Origin of the sequence: Scytonema hankhaensis NUACC26, assembly GCF_045865695.1 — a bacterium.
In the GTDB taxonomy this organism is placed as follows: Bacteria; Cyanobacteriota; Cyanobacteriia; order Cyanobacteriales; family Nostocaceae; genus Scytonema.
Genome location: NZ_BAACAP010000255.1, coordinates 39,473 through 58,170 on the forward strand (window position 1 = coordinate 39,473; position 18,698 = coordinate 58,170).

16 protein-coding genes and 1 pseudogene are annotated in these 18,698 nt (G+C 42.2%); 11 read left to right on the top strand and 6 right to left on the bottom strand.

The window, feature by feature from the left end:
* Positions 1-670 precede the first annotated feature (670 nt).
* The 6 genes and pseudogenes from ACKTT2_RS51310 (at position 671) to ACKTT2_RS51335 (ending at position 7,491) form a co-directional block, all read left to right on the top strand.
* Complete coding sequence (locus ACKTT2_RS51310) at positions 671-1,396, top strand: VOC family protein (protein ID WP_407900839.1); 726 nt, start codon at positions 671-673, stop codon at positions 1,394-1,396.
* Positions 1,397-1,547: 151 nt separating this feature from the next.
* Positions 1,548-2,122, top strand: a pseudogene (locus tag ACKTT2_RS51315) (thioesterase II family protein).
* Between the two features lie 205 nt (positions 2,123-2,327).
* Positions 2,328-5,078: a TonB-dependent siderophore receptor gene (locus ACKTT2_RS51320; RefSeq protein WP_407900840.1), complete on the top strand. Its 2,751-nt coding sequence runs from the start codon at positions 2,328-2,330 to the stop codon at positions 5,076-5,078.
* A 371-nt stretch (positions 5,079-5,449) separates the two neighbouring features.
* Positions 5,450-6,394 (top strand): PepSY-associated TM helix domain-containing protein, encoded by a 945-nt coding sequence (locus tag ACKTT2_RS51325; RefSeq protein ID WP_407900841.1) that lies wholly within the window; start codon positions 5,450-5,452, stop codon positions 6,392-6,394.
* Positions 6,395-6,454: 60 nt separating this feature from the next.
* Entirely contained in the window at positions 6,455-6,694 is a 240-nt protein-coding gene (locus ACKTT2_RS51330; protein WP_407901012.1) for a PepSY domain-containing protein, read from the top strand.
* A gap of 35 nt (positions 6,695-6,729) precedes the next feature.
* A complete protein-coding gene (locus ACKTT2_RS51335) occupies positions 6,730-7,491 on the top strand; it encodes a thioesterase II family protein (protein ID WP_407900842.1) in 762 nt (253 codons plus the stop codon).
* Between the two features lie 323 nt (positions 7,492-7,814).
* On the opposite strand, the gene ACKTT2_RS51340 is transcribed toward ACKTT2_RS51335, so the two are convergent.
* Positions 7,815-8,216, bottom strand: a complete 402-nt coding sequence (locus ACKTT2_RS51340) for a universal stress protein (RefSeq protein WP_407900843.1) — start codon at positions 8,214-8,216, stop codon at positions 7,815-7,817.
* A gap of 90 nt (positions 8,217-8,306) precedes the next feature.
* Here ACKTT2_RS51340 and ACKTT2_RS51345 point away from each other — a divergent pair, with 90 nt between their 5' ends.
* From ACKTT2_RS51345 to ACKTT2_RS51365, 5 genes are all read left to right on the top strand, one after another.
* On the top strand, positions 8,307-9,509 hold the full coding sequence (locus ACKTT2_RS51345) for a phosphoglycerate kinase (protein ID WP_407900844.1): 1,203 nt from the start codon (positions 8,307-8,309) through the stop codon (positions 9,507-9,509).
* A 123-nt stretch (positions 9,510-9,632) separates the two neighbouring features.
* Positions 9,633-9,935: a type II toxin-antitoxin system TacA family antitoxin gene (locus tag ACKTT2_RS51350; RefSeq protein WP_407900845.1), complete on the top strand. Its 303-nt coding sequence runs from the start codon at positions 9,633-9,635 to the stop codon at positions 9,933-9,935.
* Positions 9,919-10,230 (top strand): hypothetical protein, encoded by a 312-nt coding sequence (locus tag ACKTT2_RS51355; protein WP_407900846.1) that lies wholly within the window; start codon positions 9,919-9,921, stop codon positions 10,228-10,230. The genes ACKTT2_RS51350 and ACKTT2_RS51355 overlap by 17 nt, the downstream gene beginning before the upstream one ends.
* Before the next feature lie 5 nt (positions 10,231-10,235).
* A complete protein-coding gene (locus tag ACKTT2_RS51360) occupies positions 10,236-10,430 on the top strand; it encodes a hypothetical protein (RefSeq protein WP_407900847.1) in 195 nt (64 codons plus the stop codon).
* A gap of 587 nt (positions 10,431-11,017) precedes the next feature.
* Positions 11,018-11,947: a PEP-CTERM sorting domain-containing protein gene (locus ACKTT2_RS51365; RefSeq protein WP_407900848.1), complete on the top strand. Its 930-nt coding sequence runs from the start codon at positions 11,018-11,020 to the stop codon at positions 11,945-11,947.
* A 333-nt stretch (positions 11,948-12,280) separates the two neighbouring features.
* On the opposite strand, the gene ACKTT2_RS51370 is transcribed toward ACKTT2_RS51365, so the two are convergent.
* The 5 genes from ACKTT2_RS51370 to ACKTT2_RS51390 form a co-directional block, all read right to left on the bottom strand.
* Entirely contained in the window at positions 12,281-13,231 is a 951-nt protein-coding gene (locus ACKTT2_RS51370; protein ID WP_407900849.1) for a fused MFS/spermidine synthase, read from the bottom strand.
* Positions 13,232-13,344: 113 nt separating this feature from the next.
* Positions 13,345-13,782: an adenosylmethionine decarboxylase gene (gene speD, locus ACKTT2_RS51375; RefSeq protein ID WP_407900850.1), complete on the bottom strand. Its 438-nt coding sequence runs from the start codon at positions 13,780-13,782 to the stop codon at positions 13,345-13,347.
* Between the two features lie 192 nt (positions 13,783-13,974).
* Positions 13,975-16,149 carry a protein kinase domain-containing protein gene (locus tag ACKTT2_RS51380; protein WP_407900851.1) on the bottom strand — a complete coding sequence of 725 codons (2,175 nt, stop codon included), beginning with the start codon at positions 16,147-16,149 and terminating at the stop codon, positions 13,975-13,977.
* Positions 16,150-16,157: 8 nt separating this feature from the next.
* Positions 16,158-17,861, bottom strand: a complete 1,704-nt coding sequence (locus ACKTT2_RS51385; protein WP_407900852.1) for a protein kinase domain-containing protein — start codon at positions 17,859-17,861, stop codon at positions 16,158-16,160.
* A gap of 224 nt (positions 17,862-18,085) precedes the next feature.
* A complete protein-coding gene (locus ACKTT2_RS51390; RefSeq protein ID WP_407900853.1) occupies positions 18,086-18,286 on the bottom strand; it encodes a hypothetical protein in 201 nt (66 codons plus the stop codon).
* Positions 18,287-18,698: the final 412 nt, after the last annotated feature.

Genomic DNA, 18,698 nt, shown 5'->3' on the forward strand with positions numbered 1-18,698 from the left:
TTCACATAGACCTTCCGGGAATGCACTCTTCGTCTAGTGACTGGAGTTGAGTCGCCATACTTGATGCCAAAAAATTCTTTGCGACGACAATTACACTTCTATTGAGAAAGTTATTCATTGCTGAAGTCAGCAATGCCTTCAAGGTTATCCCGATCGCACTCTAATTTGTTAATCGCTTTTGTCAAACTACACCAGTTTTCAAAGCCACTCAAAATATTTAGATCGGTATTATGAATTTATTTGATTGTAGAATATTCAATTCTATGTTATGCTTAATGACAATAATTTTAATTAATCACTGTATTGACTGATGATAAATAAAAAAAACAAGGTTTTAGAGGCAAAATTTTTGTGGAGTATTCTACATAGTGGTGTTTTGGGTTTGGGTCATCCCGTCCAAAATTCGCTTAGATAACTTTTGTAAAGCAATTGCTTGTACAGCAGTTACTAACCCCACCCGCCTGACAGCACCTTCCTTGATGCCTTGACGAGGGTTGAACAGGGGTAACGGAGGACTGCAACGATCGCCGAGTGTCCGAACTTGATATTACGGCAGGAAAATAAAAACCTTCCAGATTCCATTCCAACCTTCTCCAGACTTGGATCGAGGCAAATCAAATCTTTTGACCTCGATCCACAGTAGATAAAGCCACATCTAAAAATAGTTGCCATGCTGACTTCCTCACCACAGGTAAGCGTGAATAGTTTCATCCTAGAAGTCGATCACATTTTTGTTTGCACGACAAAATATGTTGCCGAGGCTTTAGTTCTTCAAGAACTTGGTCTTCATTGCTCATCATGTCTGGTTCGGCGTGTAGAACAAGGAACAGCCTCAAGGATAATTTTTTTTGAGAACACTTATCTTGAACTGATTTGGGTAGAAGACGAACGTGCTTTTGAACGGCACTTTGGGTGTAATGGTATCCATACCTTGGCACGTTTTGATTGGCAGCGCACGGGAGCCTCACCCTTCGGTTTTGGTTTACGTTCCAAGTTTAGAACAGCCAAATCACCCCTATCTTTTAGGCAACGAAGGATAGAAAATACGCGATCGGATTTATCTGTTCGCTTTGCAACTCCCAACGTTGTTAGTTTGGAAGAGCCTATTTGCTTTGTTATTCCTAACTCCATTGCACTCACAACTTGGTTTAATGCCTCATTACCAGAACACCAGCAGTTAATCTCTCATCCTCTAGGTGTAAACAAGTTAACAGGAGTTAAAGTGACAGTGAGTAGCGATAGATCTCTAAGTCGTGCTATCTCCTTGCTGTGTTTGCACGGAATTGTCACTATTGAAAAAGGAACATCCCCACTGCTAGAGCTAACGTTTGATAGTGAGATAAGAGGGAAAATTCTCGATGCACGACCAATACTACCAATTTTGTTGAAGTACTGAAGAAGTTTTATTGACGTAGTACCAGATAGCTGAATCTTGGAGTATTTAGGAGTCAATCACAGTCAATCGTTCTCATCAAAATTTCCAAGTGTTCACTCACACTTTCTTTAACTCCTAGGTTACCTTCCCCAAACCCAACCCTCAGGCAAACATACGTTTGTTCTGCTTCCCCTATGCAGGTGGTAGCTCTCTGATTTTTCGCAAATGGTCAGATAGCTTACCTCAAACTGTAGAAGTTTACCCTGTGGAACTTCCCGGACGGGAACCTAAATGAAGTTAGCTGCATTCACTCGACTGGAATCTTTGGTTGAGGCTCTAGCTCAAGCTCTCAAACCATATTTAGACAAACCATTCGCCTTTTTTGGTCATAGTATGGGTGCGCTTGTTAGCTTTGAGCTTTCCCGTTTACTCCGAAACAAGTACAAATTACGCCAACTTAATGGGACTCCCAAAGCAGTACTGGAAAACGCCGAATTGATGGAAATCCTTCTCCCCATTGTACGGGCAGATTTTACAGTTCTGGAAACCTATGTTTATAGTTATGAGCCACCACTTGACTTTCCCATAGCTACTTTTGGTGGATTAGAAGATACACAAGCTAATTATGAAGAACTGGAAGCATGGCGAGAACAGACAAATTCTGCTTTCTCATTAGATATGCTTCCAGGTGACCACTTTTTTATCAATTCAGCGCAGTCACTCTTGCTGGAAAGTCTAGCCAATTGACATGATTGTGTAATCTGGTAAATTATATAAAAATTAGTAGCAATAATTTTGTTAAAATTTTGCTACTAAATGCAAATTATTACTAATTGTAGTATAATTAGGCTTGCTAAATGACTACAAACTATTTTCAATAATTTCTTAAATTTCTTAATGCTCGACTAATCGACGGTAAATCCAGTGGTGTGATGGAGTTAAGAGGAAAATAATGAAATTTTTGCAACTCGTTCCCAGTCTATTGCTGACTGGTACGGTATTTGTTTCGTTCACAACATTTACTAGGAGTGAGGAAATATTATTAGCTAAATTGAAAAAGATTACAGCATCTACTGACTTGAGGGCCAGTTCTCCCCAACAAACATCTCTGGTGACCAATTCCCGGCGCGTTCAACCCACAAAGGAGATTCAGCGAGTCAGTGAGATAGAGCATCCACTTAAGAGCGCCCAAATGTTACTAGTGCAGTCACCACCACTCCAAACAGCACCCTCCAAAGAAGTTGTGCAAGTTACCGGAGTTAAAGCCAATCCTACCGACAAAGGTGTGGAGGTGATTTTACAGACCTCCGTTGGGGAACAGTTGCAACTGATTAACCGCAGTTCGGGGAAGAGCTTTATTGCTGACATCCAGAACGCACAACTGCGTCTACCTAGTGGCGATGCGTTTACATTCCGCTCCCAAAAGCCAACTGCGGGAATTACGGAAATAACTGTGATTAATCAGGATGCCAATACTATCCGGGTGACGGTAATAGGTGAAACAGGTATGCCAACCGTGGAATTGTTTGACACTGACGAAGGTTTGATTCTTGGTTTGATGCCAGTTGCATCTTCTACGCAGCTACAGCAGCAACCGGACACTCAACAGAAGCCAGGAGTTGATAAGCCTTCGCGTGAAAATCCGCCAGAGAAACCATCAGCTCGGGGTGATGAGCCAATTGAATTGGTAGTCACAGGACAGGCAGACGGATATAGCGCTTCCGATGCGACAACTGCGACCAGAACTGACACTCCTATCCGCGATATTCCCCAGTCGATCCAGGTTGTTCCTCGACAGGTGTTAGAAGATCAAGGAACCATTCGTATTGACAATACTGTCCGCAACGTGAGTGGTATTGCTGCAGACGGTCAGGGTGGATCTGCACGGCAAAGGTTTAACATCCGTGGTTTTTCAAATTTCTCCTCTTTCGGAGGTGGTTTTCTGCGAAATGGTTTTCGAGAAGGTGAAGGTGGCTTTCGAGAAACTGCTAATATCGAACGCATTGAAGTTCTTAAAGGACCAGCCTCGGTTTTATATGGCAATCTCGAACCGGGGGGAGTCATCAACATAGTCATAGAACAGCCACTGAGAGATCCTTTCTACTCAGGTGAACTTCAAATAGGAAGCTACAACCTTTATCGACCCAGCATTGATTTATCTGGTCCGTTTAACTTAGATAGAACATTGCTCTATAGATTAAATGCAGTTTATGAAAATTCAGATACTTTTCGTAAATTTGACCAAGGAATTGAGCGTTATTTCATTGCGCCTGTATTAACTTGGAATATTGGCGAGCGCACAAAACTGAACCTTGAATTGGATTATCTCAACGACGAGCGACCATTCGATCGCGGTTTGGTTGCCATTGGTAGAGAAGTAGCCGATATTCCAATCACACGCATTTTGGGCGAACCGGATGATGTCTTCGAGTTTGAAGAACTAGGTGTTGGTTATCGTTTAGAGCATCAGTTTAGCGAAAACCTGACGATTCGCAATAGCTTCCGATTTCTGTCACAAGATACTTTTGATTACCGTGCTGAGCCTTTGGCACTTAACGCGACTACAGGAATTTTATCGCGGAACTTCAGATCTAACAATGACATCCTTGAAAGGTATTCTCTACAGACAGATATTGTTGGTAAGTTTGCGACGGGTGCAGTCAAACACACTCTTTTGTTTGGAGTCGATCTCACCAGGCAAACGACTGAAGGGACACAGCGTCGGTTACCTGGAGGAAGAACTCCATCTATAAACATTTTTGCTCCGGTTTACAATTTGATTCCCCGACCTGGTCTTTCGCTTCTGACAAATGTAGTTCGAGATAATAATTCCTCAGCAAACACACTAGGTATTTTTTTACAAGATCAAATTGCTTTTGCAGACAATTTCAAACTGCTGTTGGGCGGTCGTTTCGATCTTGTCGATCAAGAAAGTACTAACAACTTAAACGATACTACTACCAGCCAATATGATGAAGCCTTTACTCCGCGTATTGGCATCGTTTATCAACCCATAGAACCGATTTCCCTTTACGCCAGCTATAGTCAGTCGTTTGTTCCAAATAGTGGAATCAGGGTTGATGGTTCAATCCTTGAGCCTACTCGTGGCACACAATATGAGGTTGGCATCAAAGGCGAATTCTTCAACAGAAAGCTTTCAACAGCACTAGCAGCTTACCAAATTACGAAGACGAATATAGCCACGGCTGACCTTAACAATAATGCTTTTGTAGTTCCAGTTGGCGAGCAAAGAAGTCGAGGGCTCGAACTGGATGTGGTAGGCGAAATCCTTCCTGGCTGGAATATTATCGCTTCTTACGCTTATACCGATGCTGAAGTGACGGAAGATAATCCAAGATCCAGAGGAGGTAATTTAGGTAATCAATTAGCCAATGTCCCATACAATAGTGCCAGTCTGTGGACGACTTATGAAATCCAAAGCGGCAATTTGAAAGGTCTAGGTTTTGGGATTGGATTGTTTTTTGTTGGTGAAAGACAGGGTGACCTGGAAAACACTTTTGTGTTACCAAGCTATCTCCGCAGTGATGCAGCGATTTTTTATCGACAAAACAATTGGAGAGCTGCAATTAACGTCAATAACCTTTTCGATGTGAAGTATTTTGAGGCTTCCGATTTCGGTAGAGTAACAGTCAGACCGGGTGCTCCATTAACTATCATCGGTTCGTTGTCGGTGGAATTTTGATCGCGACTTCTTTAGATAGGAGAACGAAAGTCAAGCCCTTACATAGTATAAAGCATAATTCATTAACGAGCAAAGCTTTTTACCCGCTTGAAGAACAGAAATTTTACTTGTAATAATTTACACGTTGTTTTTAAATGATTCTAAGTGGAAAAAGTAGTAACATACATCTTGATAATATTATTACAGAATTTTTACACGAACTATCACTTTATTTTGTCACAAAAGTAGTTTATGATGGCAAAACTAATGCTAATAAATCCTAATAACTTAATGCCTTCCTAACCGCAAGTTGAGTGGCGCTGCTCGGTGTAAAAAAACAGATGAAATTATAGCAATTACTTTTCAGCCTGTTAATCTCAGGCTCTCCTATTATGTTGTTAATAACTCCTGCGAGGAGTGAGAAGGTACGAGTTCTAGATGTAAAGCCTGGACATAGGATAACTGACAAAGGGGAAAGCGATCGCCAACTATTCCGCCAGCTGACTTTAGCACAGCCATCTGCACCAACTAAAAAGATTCAACAACTGAGTGAGATAGAGCGTCCTTTCAGGAGTGCCCAAAAGCTAGTTCAGTCGCCAACACCTTCTCCACAAGCTGCACCAGAGGTATTAGAAGTTACCCAAGTCTCTCCGCAAGGAGATCTTATTGCAATGCAGCAAGTCGTAGATATTGCCCAGAAGCGCTATCCAGACTTAAAACCCCACCGCATCACCATTCCCGAACAACCCGAACGGGTGTACACAGTGATGATGACATCTTCAAAGGATGAATATACTGATGTTTACATCAATCCATATAACGGTGAGGTGACTGGTTCTCGTCCTTGGAAACAATCTCTATACGGTTGGCTTATTGAAGCACACGTTCATTTGTTTGCTGGCGACATAGGGATGCAAGTAGTTGGGGTCTGCGGCGGGATACTTTTGCTCTTGGGGGTGACAGGCTTAATTTTGTGGAATGGCTGGCGCAGCCTAAAACATGGCTTCAAAATTCGCTGGAATTCCCCCAAACAACTGGTGAACTATGACCTCCATAAAGTAGGAGGGATCGTCTCAGTAGTGCTTTTAAGCCTGATTGCCTTTACTGGCACTATGATGGTTTTTTGGACTCCTGTGGAAACTGCTCTCTATCAAATAACAAACACACAACCAGCCCCTGAACCCAAATCTACAGTTGTAGCTGGTGTGGCTCCAATGGAAATTGACGCACTGTTGGAGAAAGCCCAAGCAACTTTACCAAATGCCAAATTCTTCAAGATTTTTCCAGCTAAGAAACCGGAAGATGCATTTAGGATATGGATGGAATTCCCCCAGTAAAACGAGTTTCATAAAAGACCTTTCCTTTATTTTGACCAATATACTGGTAAACTGTTACGGATAGATAATCCCAAAGAAGTTCCTGTTGCCAAACGCATCATGGATGCACAATATACTTTGCATGGCGGTCAATACGGAGGTTTTTTAATTAAAATTTTATACAGCTTAGTTGGCGTGGCTCCTAATGGTCTATTTATCACTGGCTTAATTCTATGGCAACAGCGTCGTTGGGCAGAAGCTAGACGCAAAGAAGCAAGGAAAGTTTTGAACTTAGCCGAGCAAAGCGAGCAACTTCGCTAACAGATACAAAGAACTTTCTGGTATAATCGGGAGCTATGACTCCTACATCCACCTTTAACTCTTGGGTGACATATCCCAAACCCAACCCTGACGCAAACTTACGTTTGTTATGCTTCCCCTATGCAGGTGGTAGCTCTCTGATTTTTCGCAAATGGTCAGACAGTCTACCCTCAACTGTAGAAGTTTGCCCTGTGGAACTTCCCGGACGGGGATCTCAAATAAAATTGCCTCTTTTTACTCGACTGGTACCTTTGGTTGAGGCTCTAGCTCAAGCTCTCAAACCGCACTTAGACAAACCATTCGCCTTTTTTGGTCACAGTATGGGTGCGCTTGTTAGCTTTGAGCTTGCTCGTTTACTCCGAAAAGAGTACGGTTTTGAACCAGTACACCTGTTTGTTTCTGGTCGTCGTGCTCCACAACTTTCCGATCCAAAACCGCCTATCCACACTTTGGGAGACTCTGAATTCAAAGAAGAATTACGCCAACTTAATGGGACTCCCAAAGCAGTACTGGAAAACGCCGAATTGATGGAAATACTTGTCCCCATTGTACGGGCAGATTTTGCGACTTTGGAAACATATGTTTATACTCAGGAGCCACCGCTTGACTCTCCTATAGCTGTTTTTGGTGGTTTGGAAGACTTAGAAGCCAATTATGAAGAATTGGAAGCATGGCGGGAGCAAACAAGTTCTAGTTTCTCATTACAAATGTTTCCTGGCGACCACTTTTTTATCAATTCAGCGCAGTCGCTTTTATTGGACAGTTTAGCTAAGCGTATTTTGAATTTGAAATTTTAGATTTTGGATTTACAGGGTTTCAATTGACAGCAATTTTCAGATTAACCCTCTTCAGTCACTCTGGGGAAATAAAAATACCCGTCATAAATCCCGTGGAACGGGCAAGATGCCCGTCATAGATCCCGTGGAACGGGCAAGATGCCCGTCATAGATCCCGTGGAACGGGCAAGATGCCCGTCATAAATCCCGTGGAACGGGCAAGATGCCCGTCATAAATAATAAGGCGGGCATCTTGCCCACCCTACAAGAACTTAAAGGTAGATGCGTCCCTAGCCAAGAAACTATTTACCCGGTCACTGGTCACTGGTCAGGTGGTCACTGCCCTACGGCACTATCAACACGGGACACGGAGAAAGATTAATGACACGAGTTGTCACGCTATCTTGTGACCCCTCGTCTGTTAATCCCAGCCCGCGACAACCCATGATAATTAAATCTGCTCCTACCTCATCTGCAACATCGCAGATAGTAAAAGCAGGTTTTCCTTGCCGTTCGATAGTTTCGGCTGAAATCCCTTGTTGGGAAAACAAGGATTTAGCATTTTCTAGAAGTTGGGCTACTGTCTCTGGGGATGTCATCACACTTCCGGTGGAATCTGTAACTTCTTCAACCACACTCAGCAGCACCAAGCGACTACCATACTTTTGCACAATATTCACAACCATATCGGCTGCTTCTCGTGCTTCCCTACTTTGGTCAATTGGAAATAAAACAGTTTTAAACATTTGGATTCACCTCCGCCCCCCTGAGTCGGTAAAATCTGGATGGGTCTACTTATCAAAACATATCAAAAAGGCAATCAGGAGGTTCGTAACGTGTCAAAGAAATCTTTGGCAAATTTATCTGCAGCAGACTTGTCTGGTAAACGCGCCCTAGTGCGAGTTGACTTTAACGTACCTCTAGATGATGCCGGTAACATCACAGATGATACGCGCATCCGGGCAGCCCTACAAACCATTCAGGATTTAACACAAAAGGGAGCTAAGGTAATTCTAACAAGTCATTTTGGACGACCCAAGGGTGTGGATGATAAACTTCGCCTCACTCCAGTTGCCAAGCGCCTCTCCGAGTTATTGGGGCAAGAAGTTGTGAAAACTGATGACTCCATCGGCGATGATGTTGCAGCCAAAGTCGCAGCGTTGGAAAACGGTCAAGTTCTCTTACTAGAAAACGTCCGTTTTTACAAGGAAGAAGAACAAAATGACCCGGAATTTGCCCAAAAATTAGCAGCAAATGCAGATCTGTACGTCAACGATGCTTTTGGTACCGCACACCGCGCCCATGCTTCTACTGAAGGTGTCACAAAATACCTAAAACCTTCTGTTGCTGGTTATTTGATTGAAAAAGAATTGCAGTACCTGCAAAATGCGATCGAGAATCCCCAACGTCCTTTGGTGGCGATTATCGGTGGTTCCAAAGTTTCCAGCAAGATCGGTGTAATTGAAGCCCTTTTGGAGAAGTGTGACAAGCTGATCCTGGGTGGTGGTATGATTTTCACTTTCTTTAAAGCCCGTGGTTTAAGTGTCGGTAAGTCTTTGGTGGAAGAAGATAAGCTAGAATTAGCTAAGTCTTTGGAAGCTAAGGCAAAGGAAAAAGGCGTAACTTTCCTGCTTCCTACTGATGTGGTAGTTGCAGATAAATTCGCTGCCGATGCTAACTCACAAACCGTAAGCGTGGAAAATATACCCGATGGTTGGATGGGTTTGGATATTGGTCCCGACTCTGTAAAACTCTTCCAAGATGCCCTTGCTGATTGCAAAACGGTTATTTGGAACGGTCCGATGGGTGTGTTTGAATTTGATAAGTTTGCTGTTGGTACTGAGGCTGTTGCTCAAACTCTTGCCGAGATTAGCAAAAAAGGCGCTATCACCATTATTGGCGGTGGTGATTCTGTAGCGGCTGTGGAAAAAGTTGGTCTAGCCGACCAAATGAGTCACATCTCCACTGGTGGGGGCGCTAGTTTGGAGTTGCTTGAAGGTAAGGTACTACCCGGTATCGCTGCCTTGGATGAAGCGTAAAGTATGATAATGGATAGTAGTTAGTAGTTAGTGGTTAGTTATATTTCCACTATCCACTAACTACTATCCACTAACAAAATTTTGCCCCATATAATTAGAGATGTGGATTAATGAGGATGTTTTATGATTTCCCCTAATACGCCGCAACCAATGGTTCAATTGGAAGCTAGCGTTGCTCCGGAGATAAAAGCCCTGTGGCAAAAAGCCGCTGATTTGGAGGGGGTCACCTTAACAGATTTTGTTATCGCTAGCGTTCAGGCAGCAGCTCATAAGATAATCGATCGGCATCAAACGCTGAAGTTGAGTATAGAAGACAGCGAGGCTCTTGTAGAAGCGCTTTTAAATCCGCCTCAACCCTCGGATGCTCTCGTCACCGCAGCTTTACGCTACAAGCAAGTAATGCAAAATTATGGCACTAACGATTGAGTTGCTTGATACCAAAAAGCATAACCGCTCTCTGTTTTCTTGTGGAAATGATACTTTAGATGATTACATACGCAAGCGAGCATCTCAAGACCAGAAGAAAAAGGTTGCCGCAGTGTTTGTTTTGATTAATGCACCTAACACTGATATCATTGCTTACTACACTCTTTCTGCGTATACCCTAGACATTAAAGCAGTAGATGAGACTTTAGCTAAGGGTTTACCACGCTATCCATTACTACCTTCGACCTTACTAGGACGCCTTGCTGTTGACGTACCTGTCAAGGTTAAGGTATAGGTGAATTGGTTCTTTTTGATGCTCTCAAGCGATCGCTGGACGCTACAGAACTGGTTGCATCACTAGCTATAGTAGTGGAAGCTATAGATGAAAATGCAGTTTATTTCTATCAAAAATATGGTTTTCAGCAATTTAAGGAACATTCTTTTAATCTCTATTTACCCATGAAATCAATCGTCGAATCCTTGCCACAATCTTGATATCTTACTCCCTTTTCCTGCTACTCCCCACTCCCCGACTTCTTTCTTCAAGTACGTAGGTTGGGTAGAGGAACTCTACCCAACATTTATAGGTATTTGTTGAGTTTCTCCACGGTGATCCCAACCCACAAAAATTCTCAGCCCTTGTAGTATTGATTCCAGAACTTTCTCTTGGGCGCGTGACACCAACTCAAATTACTTGACTTTTTGAACATTGCCGCAATCCAAATCCGCCTACAGACTTTGATTACTCCCTTCCCGCCCAAAGATTACCTATCTAAATGAACCGCAAAGACGCAAAGAGCGCAAAGAAAGAGGAACATATGTTCGGTAGTCTTATAGCGGAAAGGGAGTAGTTACGGATAATTTGTAAGTACGGACTATCTTGATGAAATCTTCAACTTGAGATAGCTTATCTACTAAATAAATTTACTGAAAATTTTAAATATTTATATTTATACTGAAAAAATTGCTTTTATTTCAATCTAACTTTATAAAAAAGTCTAGTAAATTTTCAACTTACAAGTTCTCATTAGAGTCTTTAGGATAAGAATCAAACAGCCCTAAAGATTCACTTGGAGCTATCAATGAATAATAAACTTTCCCTCAGCATTCTCGTTATTTGTGCAAACTTGATTGGAGTAACTTCTGCCATTGCACCAGCTTCTGCTCTGAATATGGAATTAAAAAAAGAACTAAAAGAACCAGTTGCTGAGATTGGGAAACTAAAAGAGCAATCAAAAGAACCAGTTGCTGAGATTGGGAAACTAAAAGAGCAATCAAAAGAACCAGTTGCTGAGACTCTAAAACCAAAAGAAGAACTAAAAGAACTAGTTGCTGAGATTGCAAAATTAACAGAGCAACCAAAAGAACCAGTTGCTGAGATTGCAAAATTAACAGAGCAACCAAAAGAACCAGTTGCTGAGATTGCAAAATTAACAGAGCAACTAAAAGAATCGGTTGCTGAGATTGCAAAACCAGAAACACCAAGCGAATCTGATGTAAAAGCACAAGTCAAATCTGATGTTGACGTTCTTCAAGGTACTTTAAAAAGTGAAACCGAGCATGTTGATAATTTAGAAATCAAGGAAGGCGTTAATAATACACTTGAAGGGACAACAGACACCAAAGTTCTCGATAAGGTAGGAGCTACGAGTGATAAGACAATCCATACAGCAGTGATAGATCCAACTAAAGAATCACCTTCGTTGAATCCACTTATTGAAAAAACTGGTAATGGAACAACGTTGGACATAACACACGATTCTAGCGGCATTAACATTCATGTAGATTCCGATGAGCATATAAAAGTCGGCAATGTTGCCAAAGTCGATATTTGTCTAGACGCAAATGCTAAAGTAGGTGGTTCTGCCGATCCTAGCCTTGCTAATTGTGCCAAAAAATCTCAAACAGTTCCAGAACCAACAACTATTGGAGGTCTTTTTCTTATGGGAGGTTACTTAATCTCCCGGCGTCGCAAAGTTCTCAGTCATAAAAGAGCTAAATTGTTTAGCTAATTCTAAAACAACCCTAAGTAGGTAGGCGGAAATAACTAGAACTACATGACAAAATGTAAATCTGTCTGAAATCCTTACTAAGGACGAATGACTAATGACGCTCCTTACTAGTTAACTTTAATTGTACCGACTTACTTATTTAACAATTATCAGTGCATCTATATATCAAAGTTAAGAATTTTAATGAGGAAAAAGTCAAAAGAAGTCTTTTAACTTTTGACTTTTCCATACCATCAGGACTTACGCAACCTCAACGGGACTTTAGGGATTTCACGCTTTGTAGATCCCCCCAACCCCCCGATAAATTGGGGGGCTTTGCGTAAGTCCTGACCATTATGAAATCGGTTTTACCGCTCCTTGTCCAAAAAACTTTGGAGGTTCGGTAAGGGTGTAAACTTGAGTTTCTGCTGCGATCGCCTGCCGCAAATGCAACGGCAAATGCAACATCCCAACAAGTGTAACACCATCTAACATTCGCAAACCACCGCTTGTTTTTTCCTTTAACAGTTGGTCGATTGTTTCTGGTGTGGGTCGAGTGTCAATCTTTTCCTCAGAAGCTACGGCAAAACCCCAAGGTCTACCGTAGGTAGAGGTATAACTACTGTATGATTGAACTTGAGGAAAAACCTCTTTTAAAGTCCGTACCAAGCGGGCATGGAGGGTTAACTCACCTGGAGACACCGGACCTGCTTGGATAACAAAAAATCCTTGCGGGGAGAGTACCCGACGGACTTTCTCAAAGTATTCCTTAGTGAATAGCGGAAATGACGGACCGGATTCAATGGGATCGGAAAGATCGGAAATGATGATATCCCATTGTTCTTGGGTATTGTCTAGAAAATCAAGCGCATCTGCAATGATAACTTGAAACCTCTTATCATCAAAAGCGTTTTGATGCATCTCACTTAAGTATTGGCGACATGCATCCACCACTTCGCCATCAATGTCAATCATCACGACTTTTTCGACGGTGTGCCATCGCAACACTTCCCGTGCTGTTGCTCCTTCACCACCACCTAAAATCAGTACCTTTTGAGGTGTACCATGAAAAATCATTGCTGGGTGAACTAGAGGTTCGTGGTATAAAAACTCGTCCCCAGTGCATGACTGCCACTTACCGTCTAAAACCAGTGCTTTACCGTAAGTACCAGTCTCCACAATATACATTTCCTGGTAAGCAGTTTTCTTGTGGGCGAGTACCCCCGTAACTCCATGAGAATAAATATCCCAAGGAGTAATATACTCGCTCATCCAAAAATCTGCACCCACACTGCTACCTGACATACAATAACCCTCTCTACTTGTTGATTAGTTATCGGTTATCAGTTATCGGTTATCAGTTATCAGTTAAGACTGTGTATTGTTTACTGATAACTGTGTACTATTTACCGATCTGCCTAACGCTCAGCCGCAGCTTGAAGAACCAAACTGTCCTCAAGTCGTTTTTGGATTTCAGGCGATAACTTCCCTCTGGGAAGCGTTAAGAGGGTATGATTGCTAGCTTGGAAAGCTTGCACGAGGTATTTACAAGCTTTCTCCGGTTCGGCATGTTCGCCGCAGGTAAAAATATCTACAGCTATATAGCCATACTCCGGCCAAGTATGTATTGAGATGTGAGACTCGGCTAAAAGTGCTAGACCAGTGACCCCATATGGCTCGAAATGGTGAGTCACCTCAGAAAGCAAAGTGGACTTTGCCACTTTAGCCGCTTCCTCAAGAGCCTGTTTAATAAAAACAGGATTGTTGAGTAGGTGTGTTGGACAGTCATAAAGCTCTAAAATGCAGTGTCTGCCAACTGGAACCAAAGGAGTGTCCCCCACCGGGTAAGATTGCATTTTCAATTTTCCACCCTAAAAACACAGAAGACTACAGAAAATGAACCCCTGGCATTAAATACACACTTCGCTACTTTCAAGTGAGCTATTGTACTTAAGAGGCTGCTATGCAGTTATGCACAGAACGGCAATTATCGCATACTTAAAGGGGCTTTGTGTATAGTTTTTTGTTATAGAATTTTATTTTGAAATTTATATATTTGATTGAGTGGGTGTTGGTGTAGGTGTGGGTACTTCTACAGGCGTGGGCGTTTCTATAGGTGTTGGGGTTGGGGTTTCTGTAGGTGTTGGCGCAGGCGTTGGTGTTTCTACGGGTGTTGGGGTTGGGGTAGATGTGGGAGTTTCTGTAGGTGTTGGTGTAGGAGTTGGAAGTGGGGTGGGGTCTTCTGTAGTTGCTGTGATGGTTAGCGTATAATCCAAAGCGTCTCTTGAAGCTGTAGAGACAACAACAAATTCATAAAATCCGCTTTCGGTAAGCTTAAGAGATACATTCCGTTTTTGTGAATCTTCTAAAATTTTGAGCTTACCACTAGGAGAGTAAACGGAAAGCAAAATTTTGAGGCTGGCACTCAGTTTCACTTCCATCAACTGCTCTTGCTGAAGATCTGCTATGAACACTTGACCTTCACCTGGTTTTAAAGTTCCCTTTCTTCTGGTACTGGTAGCCCCGGTTGCAAATGAAATTTTTTTGAAAGCACTTCCAGCTAAGATAGCATTGAGTTTATCAGTCACAAACCCGTGCCATATTTGACCGATGGGTTGGTCAATAAAATTTTTACCTCGCTGTTGTGGAAAGTAACGAAAGAAAGCCGCATCTCCTAAATCGAATAAAGAACGGCTACCAACATTAACTTGATTGACTTCCACTTTCCAGCGATCGCGCTCGGCGGAAGTAAAACTACCTAACTGTCGGCGCGAACCAGAACTTAAGACAGAGATTTTGGATAGAGTATCATCTGCAATTGCATCCCAATCTGCTCTCAATTGTAAATCGTCTGGAGAATCTGTTAATGTGCGGTTGCGTAAATTCGGGTTCTTTTCCCAAAACAGTTGATTGACGACATCGTTTAAAAATTTGACATCGATCCCCAATAGCTGACGGCGTTCCTCAAGTCGTGCTTTGCGCTGTCGTTCTTCTGTAGGTAACTTAGGATCGTTTGATGACAGGACTTTATCAGAAGAGGAGTTGATTAACTGAGTCACTCCCCAAAAACCCACACCAGCCGTTCCAGTCAACACTGCAGCTATGACTATAACTTTGGCTGGAGTCCACCAACTTTTGGAGGGAGAGGGGGATTCGGGAAGAGGAGGGGATGGCGGAGATGGCGGAGGTGGTGGAGATACAGCTACAGTTTGTTCCGTGCGTTGTGGTGGTGTTGGTAGGGGAGGAGGAGGTGATGGTGGCGAAACCACAGGAACTGGGTTGAGTGCTTGCAGAACTTGAGTAGCACTTTGGAAACGGATTCCTGTTGTTGGAGACAGCATCTTATCCAAAACCATCCCCAAAGAAGGGGTGATGTTCGCGAACTGTCGCCACTGCCAAGTGAGACTTTGCGTATCAATTAATTCTTGTGGTTGTTTGCCTGTCAGTAAAACGAGAATCGTCGCTGCCAAAGCATATAAATCGCTGTGAGGTTCAACTAAACCTGTCTGCATCTGTTCTGGAGGAGAATACCCAGCCTTACCCAAAAGCGTAAGTGGTACCGGAGATACCACAGCGCCCGATTGATAATACTGCGATTCAACCGTTGCTGCCACTTGTTTGACACCACCAAAGTCAATTAAAACTGGCAGTTGGTCTAGATGACGAAGCATTAAATTATCTGGAGAAATATCGCGATGAATAACTCCTATAGAATGGATATACTGTATAACTGGCAAAATTTGCTCCAACAGCAAACGAATTTCTGCTTCTGAAAATCGCAAACCCTGTTGTTTTTTAGCCTCTAATAAAGATCCATAAGTTCGCCCTTCTACATAATCTTGTACGAGAAATAAGTATTCCTTCCCGTTGATATTATTGCGGAATAGTTCTCGAAAACGTGGAATCTGAGGATGTTGTAATTTATATAGAACAGTCGCTTCTCGTTGAAAGAGTTCTTCAGCTTTTTGTAAGACGTATGGCGTTTGAACTTGAGGCGAAAATTCTTTTAAAACACAAACTTCGTTAAAACGATTATTATCTTCAGCTAAATACGTGCGTCCAAATCCTCCTTGACCGAGTTGACGCACGATCAGATATCGATGACCCAAAGTTTGCCCCGGTTGAATACCAGCAAGATTCACCTGGCTATCCAATTTTTCGCCGCAATGAAGACAAAAGCGACTACCTGTGGGATTTTCATGTCCTTTGGAGCAATAAACCATAATAACGTTTAGTTTGCAGATTCTAGTTTACTCACTCGATCGGCAGCTATGGCATACCAAATTTGACCGTATGTTTGGGATTCGAGTTTCTCCTGACCCCGACGCAACCCTGGAAATAATCTATCAAATTTTCTATTTGTGTCTTTAGTTAGTTGTTCGATGCTATAATCTCCGAGTTCTCCTGATTCTGCTTGTCTCCTCCAAGTTTGGTAATCTGTACCACTGTACCTTCCTAGTTTGTTCCTAGCTCTAGTACTCAGTTCTGCTCTTTCTAACTTATCTAGCAAGTCTTCGGCAATACGATACCAATTATTCCTTAGAGCGGTATCCTCTGGCTTACTCGTTAAAGCACGTCCTTGTGCTTCAGGATATTTGGTATAAAAAATTTTATCTACTGTTGGTGTAAAATAAGAGTCTTGAATTCCTAGTTGCTGACGACGACTCACGATCGCGTTTATCCGATTTGTTTCATTATTACTTGAGGGATTGTTGACTGGTTTGGAACCTTCTGGTAATTTTGGTAAAGAAATGCTTGGTATGGTAATAGATGATACTGCTGCAATGACAGCGTTAACGAGCGCCCAAGTTCCCGCAAAGGTTAACAGAACAACGCTTGTCCCTACAAGGCTGACAGCAAAGGGGCGAAGCCAAACAGGTAAAGGAAGTGTTTGGGCAATTGCTTGAGTTCTGTTATGAAGGCTAGTAACAATGGTTTTGATAGGTTTTCGTCCCGGTGCAACGACCATTGTTTTGATTTTGGTTGTTTGACGGGTACTTGTTGGTTCCGCAGGAGCGTATAGCTGTAGGTTCTTGAGAACTTCGTCAGCTTTTTGGTAGCGATCGCTCGGTTTGTAAGCAAGCATTATTTTTAACACTGCTTCCAGTTTTGGGCTAACTTGAATATCTGTTCTCCAACGCCAATTTCCCTCATAGGTATCGTAAAGTTGCTGTGGCTCCTTCCCTGTCAATAACACGAGTGCCGTCACAGCCAAAGAGTATAAGTCACTACAAGGAAATGCTTTGCCCTGACGTAACTGTTCTTCTGGCGCATATCCTTTTTTACCTAAAATAGTGCGATTTCCACTGAGTTGAGTAAACCAAAAACCTTTAGAAGCTGGTAATTGTTTGACACCACCAAAATCGATTAGCACTGGCATATTATCAGTACGTCGCAAAATCAAATTATCAGGAGAAATATCGCGGTGAATTACATTACGAGAATGAATATAAGATAATACGGGTAGGAGTTGTTGCAGCAGTTTGACAACTTCTTCTTCACTAAAGGTTTGCCCCTGTTCGTAACGCGCTTGTAACAGATCCCAGTAATTATCGCCCTGTATATAGTCTTGCACCAGCAAGAAAAAATCTTTGTTACCGACCTTCACTTGCAGCGATTCGTGAAAACGCGGAATCTGGGGATGCTGTAGTTGTTTCAAAACACTCGCTTCTCGTTCAAAAAGCTCTTTTGCTTTCTGTAAATCCTGCTGTTCTTCAACTTGAGGTGCAAATTCCTTCAGCACGCACTGTTTTGGAGACTGCTTCAAATCCTCAGCTACGTAGGTACGCCCAAAACCACCTTGCCCTAAATGACGTATAATTCGATACCGATTATCCACAATTTGCTCTGGTGCAAGAGGCAATGGTTCTCCGCATTGAGTGCAAAAGCGGTGTCCCTCTTTATTCGCGTGATTTTTGCTGCAATAGACGTGCATAGTGCTGAAGGATGAATCAAAGATTTTTATAAATGGCTACAAGGTGGTCAGCTTCATTTACGCATCTTAGCTTTTCTTCTTCTAAATTTTTTCAGCAATTGGCAGAGATTTGTATGGCTATACAAAAAGCAGGGGAGTATTGGAAGCGAAGGTAGAACAACACCAACGGTAGATTTTCCATTGTTGTAAACTTTTACCCCCTGCTTAACTACTATACTGACGCTCTAGGTTTTTGCATCATCGTCGTCACCTGCATCATTATTCTGGCTGTGTTCTGTTAGTATCTTAAGTGTGAAAGGTGCAATGACTGGAACTAGAGCAATATATTCTGGATGATAAGCACAAAGGCATAATGAGAAAACAAGGCAACCAGAAGCAAAGATTTGTTTTATGGATATTTTGGTTGTAGGTGTCTGGAGTTTCATAATATCTCGGCAATAAGTAATTTGTGCTCTCTTAAGTTGCGATCGACAATAAAGGGAGCAAACAGTAGTTGAATCTGTCCTGAAAGCAGTCAAAACATTGCTTTTTACCAAAGCAGCTATTTTAAAAATCCCGTCTTCTAAGTTAAATTAATAACTTTAGCCTTGGGTATTTTGGTCACTTCAATTGATAAGTTTATAACTCTTTTTACTTAAAGACACTGAGAAAGAAGCAACCAAAGAGGACAAACTCTTAGTTACGAGAACGTAGATGCATTGAATACATACGTCTTTAAGTATTTTTTTAACATGAAATTATGTTTTGTCATGCTTGTCCAAAATATAGCTTAGTAGGTAAGAGAATGCAACAAAATGCTGATAGTTAATAAACTTTAGTTAAAGTAAAAATTATGCT